Below are 5928 nucleotides of genomic sequence, written 5' to 3' on the forward strand. Positions count from 1 at the left end.
CGCAGAAACGGATATGTACTCAACCCAATCCAACATCCTGGTCGGCCCAGAGGCCGCCATCGGGGGCAAGCCCCCTCCCACATTTGGATTGCAGTGCATCAGTCAGATAGCCGTCATGGGAGCAAGCCCCTCCCACATTTTGATTTCCATCAGGTAGCAACACTGTCAATCACTTGAGGGCCGACTCAACCTTGAGAGCCACATCCTCCGTCAACCACGCCTTCCACACCTCAGGATGAGCCTTGAGAAATACCTGGGCCACCTCCCGAGGCGGCGTATGATTCTCACTCATTTTCGCCAACGCCTGATTAAGCGGCTCAATAGGAAACTCAACCTTCTCGAAAAACTGCGCAATCTGCGGATGCTCTTTCTGGAACGGCGTAGACACCCCGATGCTCAACCTGGACGCCAGCGACCGCGTCGGCTTGGGATCAGGATTGTCCGCATCCGTCAGCGTCTTCCAGGCCTGCGCATCGAACGGCGGCTCTTGCAGTTGAATCAACTTGTAGCGGCCCATCAACGGCGTGGGCGACCAATAGTAAAACAGCACCGGCTTGCCCCGACGGATCGACGAAGCAATCTCCGCATCCAGCGCCGCCCCCGAGCCGCTGCGAAAGTTCACGTAGCTGTCGTCCAGGCCGTAAGCCTTGAGCTTTTGCCGGTTGACCACTTCCGAAGTCCAACCGATAGGGCTATTGAGAAACCGCCCCTTGTCCGGTGATTCCGGGTCCTTGAACACATCCTTGTAGCGCGCCAGGTCTTGTACGCTTTTCAAGTCAGGGGCCAGCGGCTTGATACCCTTGGCCGGATCACCCTTGACCACGTACTCCGGCACCCACCAGCCTTCGGTGGCGCCCTTGACCGTATCGCCCAGGCCCACCACCTTGCCTTCAGCCTCGGCCTTGACCCAGACCGGGCTGCGGCCCGCCCACTCTTCACCGATCACCTGAATGTCGTTCTTGGCCAGGGCGGTTTCCAGGGTGATGGTGGTACCGGGCAAGGTGTCGGTGGGCAAGTCGTAGCCCTTCTCGACAATGAACCGCAGTACCTCTGTGATCAGGCTGCCGCTTTCCCAGTTCAGGTCGGCAAAGTGCACCGGCGCCTGGGCGGCCGATACCGGCACTGACGCCATGGACAGGCCCAGGCTCGTCAGCGATGCAGCCAACAGCGTTCTCAATCCTTTCATTCCTTTGCACCTCGCGATATCGCAGCCATCAGCGGACGGCTTTGCTGCTATGCGCGAAGCCTCTCTCGTAGTTAAGTCAACTCAACTGTAGTAGAGGTTCCGGGAGATAAAAGAAGTTCGCCGTGATTGCGCTTACTCACTGGCCTTGAACGTCACCAGTTCGCCCTTGCGCCACTTGGCGGCCTTGCCGGTGACGGCCTTGAGGGTTTTGGTCAGGCCTTCCTGCAGTTGTTCCCTGGCGGCAAATACCAGCATGACGCTGTGGCCTTCCTTGAACACAATGCCTTCACCTTCGGCCGAAGACACAAAGGCGTAGTCGCCCAGGCCATACACGGTCAACTTAATATCGCGAAACTTGAGTTCAAACTTGCCACCTTCACGGCTGGGCAATACTGCCGCGCGAAAATGATCGCCCACCTTGAGCTCCAGGCGTGGCTTGTCGTCCACGACCAACGCCGCTTCAGTGTCGATCTCGGCGATGTAGATACCTTCCGGGGTCTGTTCGGTAACGTAGACAAAACGAGATTGAAACTGCTTGACCAACTTTGCGCGTAAATCACCCAGCACGAATAACGCGTGCATATCCAGATTACTGACTGCCAAGGAAACGCCCCCACATCGATAAAGCACTGACCGCTTGAGCGGGCAGCACAAAAAAACGGCCGTTACGGCACGAAAGACATACTCGTTAAAAACCTGAAGACAACCATAAGAGCCGTACAGACAGCCGCGGTGGCCCTTGTGCGAGGTCATCCGGCGACACAGCAAATCACAGGTTCAACGACCCGAGAATACGAGTCGAACAACTTCAGAGAATAACCCGATTAAAAACACTGTTTTCCGACACGCATCACAAAAGAAAATACCCGGCCATGGAACCAGGCGCGCGTTGCCGACGACAATACTAAACAGCAACACCGGTCAAAACCAGCCGCTGATATCAACCAGGTCGATCGACAGGAGCTGAGCATGCAACGACGTCAACACGACACTGCGTCTTTTCACACTCGTTCATCATGTCCAGACGCACACCAATACTACTGCCTACCCACACCCGATGGGTACTCCCATTCCGTGCTTTATCGAGTGGTGCCGGCCGGAAGAAACTTTTTTCATATCCAGGAAGTGACCAGCGGCAGGATAAAAGGCTTTCGCAGCGATCACAGCAAGGCCTGCGCACTGGCAAAAGCGCTGGAAGCCAACCTGTATGGCCTGCACGGCACACTCGTTTCGTCAGCTGGCTGAGTGTAGTGCACACTTTACTGCACAGCGGCCCTTCAACAACTGCCATACTGACCCGTCCTTGAAGTTTGCCCCCTGCGGGTCAGGTTTCATCAGTGCAGTTACCGCGAAGGGAAGGCTATACGTGACGGAATTTGATATTGGCGAATTTTTTATCCATGGCGATGCGAGGGAAGTGGACGGAGAGTTTCAAGCGGTCATCATCATGCGGGCCAAACCGCCGTTGACCACAGTAACAACGCATCAGGTCGAAAAAGACCGCTGGTTCAAAACCGTCGACGCTGCCGCCATTGCCGGCAAAGACGCCGCCAGGGCCCTGAAAGCCGCCGTGGATTCAGGCGCACTCAATTCGTGACAATCCGATAGAACTCTGGCGCGCCATCCCCCTCACATGCAGAACGATGATCAGCCCGCATGGAGAATATGATGGACACCACGACCCCGACACTTGAAACCCTCTTCGACCAGTTAGGCCTGGATTCCAGTCAGGAAGGCATCGAACGCTTCACCGCCGAGCACCGTCTGCCGGATGACGTGAAACTCGTCGACGCACCTTTCTGGAGCGAGCAACAGGCGAGTTTCCTCAAGGAACAGCTGCATGTCGATGCCGAATGGGCGCCTGCGGTCGATGACCTCAACGCCCTGCTGCATGAGTCTCCCGTTGCTTGATTCAAACGCACTGACCGCACGCCGCTCCTCCCGCAGGAGCGCGCTTGCTGCTACGCGCGGCTTGTGCCGCTACGCGGACCTGCCCCCTTGCGGCTTGTAGCCCAGGCGCAAACCACCCCAATGCCGCCCCCGGACCATGATCGGCACTGACAGGTCGTGCATCAGCTCGCCGGTATCGCGCGTGTAGGTCTGCAGCAACATGGCTTGTTGATGGCTACCGCACCGCAGGCCGGTACGGTCGTCAAATTTGCGCTTGGTGCGGTTCTGCACGGCGTCCACCTGGGCATCACCGGTCAATGCGTGGGAAAACGCTTTGTTGTGTGTCGGCACGTAGCCCTGGGGCGTGCAGGCAATGGCAAACACCAAACCCTCATGAAGCGGCAACAGCGCCTCTTGAATGGCGGGTAAAACCTGGTCGGTGTAGGCGTCAAAACGTGTCTTGTATTTGCTCGGGTGGGTATTTGCAATCAGCGTGTAGTTGCGATCGAACAGATCTTCCAGGCTGACCCGGCTGTGCAGCACATCCGCCTCGAACTGTTCGCCAATTCGCCGGGCGCCTTCTCGGGCCAGGTCGTAGATGCGCTGGTGATAGTCATCCAGGCCGACCTGCGCCAGGCGCTCGCTGATGGTTTCCGCCTGCCCTTCCATCTGCACGGCGGCGTCGGCGAGTTGGCGGGTTTGCTGGTCGCTGACCGCCAGGTCGCTGCGCATCTGCTCCACGGCGTGGAACAGGCTGTCGAGTTGAGTGCGGTTGGTGTCGGTGCCCTGGGCGATTTCACTGACCTGCTGTTCCACATCCGCCGCCAGGCCGGCGATGCTCGCCAGGTGTTCGCCGGCATCTTCCACTTGCTCTACACCGGTGTGCAGGTCCGCCGACAGCTGGCGAATCTGCTCCACCACCTGGGCCGTGCGCTGCTGGATGTCGGCGACCATCACCCCGACTTCATCGGTGGCCGTGGCCGTACGTCCGGCGAGGCCGCGCACCTCATCGGCGACCACCGCAAACCCGCGCCCGTGCTCTCCGGCCCGCGCCGCTTCAATCGCCGCGTTCAACGCCAGCAGGTTGGTCTGGCTGGCGATGGACTGGATCACCAGCGTCACGCGCTGGATTTCCTCGCTGCGCTGGCTCAGGGCTTCGATCAGCGTGCGGCTGGCATCGGCACGCTGGCTGAGCTGATGCATGCGGGTGATCGACTGCACCAATACTTCACGGCCTTCGCTGCTGCGCTGACGGGCCTGGCTGGACGCGCCCAGGGCCTGGCGGCTGAGCTGGGAGGTGACCTGTTCGGTGCCGATCATCACCTGCGCGCTGCTGACGATTTGCTGGGAGGCGCTCAACTGCGATTGCAGGCGCGCCGCCAGTTGCTTGACCGAATAGGCCACGCCCGCAGCGCAGAGTGCATTATGGCTGGTGGTATGGGACAGGTCGCGCGCCAGCTCGCCAATCGCATCGCCGGCCGCAGCGTGGGTCACAGAAGGTTTGGGACTTTTCAGGCGAGGTAGCCAGATCACCAGCAAGGCCAGCGGCAGGCACAGGTAGATCGGCCAGCCGGCAAAGGCCAAGCCCAGCAGTAGCAGCACCAGGACGGTACTCTGCGCGAGCGGTATCAGCCAGCCGGGCAGCACCCGCGCCACCGGTTGCGGTGGTACTGCTGCGCCCATCAGAGATCCATCTCCAGCCATTGTCGTTACCCCACTGCTTGTCGTTATTGTGTCTGCATTAAACGCCACTAACAGGCCATTATCCATGGGCCTTTAGTACAGGGGCTTGCAGTAGATCAATAACGGGGGTGTCACGCAAAAACTCTGCGGGGGCCGATGATACGGCCCCCGTGCAACCGCGTCAGGCTTGACGCTGGTGCTTGTCGATCTGCTCGTGGCGCTCTTGCGCTTCGATGCAGTATTTGGTGGTCGGGCTGATCAGCAGGCGTTTCAGGCCGATAGGCTCGCCGCTGTCATCACACCAGCCAAAGGAATCTTCCTTGATGCGTTCCAGGGCACGTTCCAGTTGCGGCAACATGCGCTGGTCGCGGTCGATGGCATTGACCAGCCAGGTGCGCTCTTCTTCCACGGAAGCAGCGTCGGCCGGATCGGCCGGGGTGTCCAGGCTTTCAATGGCGATACGGTTCTGTTCAATGCGCTCGTGGTGTTCCACTTTCATGTCTTGCAGCAACTTCTCGAAAAAAGCGTGCTGTTCGGCATTCATGTAGTCATCCGCCGGCATGGCCAGCAACTTTTCCTTTGTCATTGATTTCTCTATAAAAAATACGTGCATTAAGGCGAATAAGGGAGCGTTCCGGCCGACCTCTGCAGGTCTCGGAAAGGCGCCATCCATTCCAAGCGCCACCCGGCACTCAATTTACGAGGGGCGGCAGTCTAAGGCCGACTTGAAGGCGCAGCAACTGAAATGACAGGCATTTTTTCCCGATCAACCCCCAAAAGCACCAGGACGGGCTTGGCGAACGGTCATCGGAGTGCGTTTATAGCAAGAAATTCAAGTTTATGGAGCTATATAGAAGACAAACGGTTGATCCGTACGGCATGGAACTAAAAATGTGGGAGGGGGCTTGCCCCCTCCCACATTTGATGGATGTTGACCTCAAGATAAGCTCAGCGCTTGAGCTTGCGCTTGTTGCGATACTGGTCGATCACCACCGCCACCACGATAATCAGCCCCTTGATGATGTCCTGGATATACGCATCCACCCCGACGAAGGTAAAGCCGCTGGCCATGACGCCGAGGATCAGCGCGCCGATCACGGTGCCGGTGATGCGCCCTACCCCGCCCGCCAGGCTGGTGCCGCCGATCACTGCCGCCGCAATGGCGTCCA

General features: G+C 58.7%; 7 protein-coding genes and 1 pseudogene. 3 read left to right on the forward strand and 5 right to left on the reverse strand.

The window, feature by feature from the left end:
- Positions 1-169: 169 nt before the first annotated feature.
- Together BFP90_RS14170 and BFP90_RS14175 are read right to left on the reverse strand one after the other, a co-directional pair.
- On the reverse strand, positions 170-1186 hold the full coding sequence (locus tag BFP90_RS14170; protein WP_065897076.1) for an ABC transporter substrate-binding protein: 1017 nt from the start codon (positions 1184-1186) through the stop codon (positions 170-172).
- A 132-nt stretch (positions 1187-1318) separates the two neighbouring features.
- On the reverse strand, positions 1319-1789 hold the full coding sequence (locus BFP90_RS14175) for a hypothetical protein (protein ID WP_065895345.1): 471 nt from the start codon (positions 1787-1789) through the stop codon (positions 1319-1321).
- Positions 1790-2155: 366 nt separating this feature from the next.
- Here BFP90_RS14175 and BFP90_RS28335 point away from each other — a divergent pair, with 366 nt between their 5' ends.
- The 3 genes from BFP90_RS28335 (at position 2156) to BFP90_RS14190 (ending at position 3097) form a co-directional block, all read left to right on the forward strand.
- On the forward strand, positions 2156-2431 hold the full coding sequence (locus tag BFP90_RS28335; RefSeq protein ID WP_065897077.1) for a hypothetical protein: 276 nt from the start codon (positions 2156-2158) through the stop codon (positions 2429-2431).
- Positions 2432-2552: 121 nt separating this feature from the next.
- The gene (locus tag BFP90_RS14185; protein ID WP_065885228.1) at positions 2553-2783 is read left to right on the forward strand and encodes a hypothetical protein; all 231 of its coding nucleotides are present in this window, start codon (positions 2553-2555) and stop codon (positions 2781-2783) included.
- A gap of 71 nt (positions 2784-2854) precedes the next feature.
- A complete protein-coding gene (locus tag BFP90_RS14190; protein WP_065885227.1) occupies positions 2855-3097 on the forward strand; it encodes a DUF2789 domain-containing protein in 243 nt (80 codons plus the stop codon).
- Between the two features lie 69 nt (positions 3098-3166).
- Here the strand turns inward: BFP90_RS14190 and BFP90_RS14195 are convergent, their stop codons facing one another.
- The 3 genes and pseudogenes from BFP90_RS14195 to BFP90_RS14205 all read right to left on the reverse strand — a co-directional run.
- Complete coding sequence (locus BFP90_RS14195) at positions 3167-4846, reverse strand: methyl-accepting chemotaxis protein (protein WP_370671697.1); 1680 nt, start codon at positions 4844-4846, stop codon at positions 3167-3169.
- Between the two features lie 94 nt (positions 4847-4940).
- Positions 4941-5345, reverse strand: a complete 405-nt coding sequence (locus tag BFP90_RS14200) for a TraR/DksA family transcriptional regulator (RefSeq protein ID WP_003191666.1) — start codon at positions 5343-5345, stop codon at positions 4941-4943.
- A 362-nt stretch (positions 5346-5707) separates the two neighbouring features.
- Positions 5708-5928: pseudogene (locus tag BFP90_RS14205) on the reverse strand (ABC transporter permease); the annotation flags it as partial.

The organism is Pseudomonas sp. 24 E 13, assembly GCF_900004715.1.
GTDB classification, from domain to species: Bacteria; Pseudomonadota; Gammaproteobacteria; order Pseudomonadales; family Pseudomonadaceae; genus Aquipseudomonas; species Aquipseudomonas orientalis_A.

Bases quoted from the DNA above. Each gene is read 5' to 3' on its own strand.
- BFP90_RS14190 (WP_065885227.1), top strand. From the start codon at position 2,855: ATGGACACCACGACCCCGACACTTGAAACCCTCTTCGACCAGTTAGGC.
- BFP90_RS14195 (WP_370671697.1), bottom strand. From the start codon at position 4,846: ATGGATAATGGCCTGTTAGTGGCGTTTAATGCAGACACAATAACGACA.
- BFP90_RS14170 (WP_065897076.1), bottom strand. From the start codon at position 1,186: ATGAAAGGATTGAGAACGCTGTTGGCTGCATCGCTGACGAGCCTGGGC.
- BFP90_RS28335 (WP_065897077.1), top strand. From the start codon at position 2,156: ATGCAACGACGTCAACACGACACTGCGTCTTTTCACACTCGTTCATCA.
- BFP90_RS14200 (WP_003191666.1), bottom strand. From the start codon at position 5,345: ATGACAAAGGAAAAGTTGCTGGCCATGCCGGCGGATGACTACATGAAT.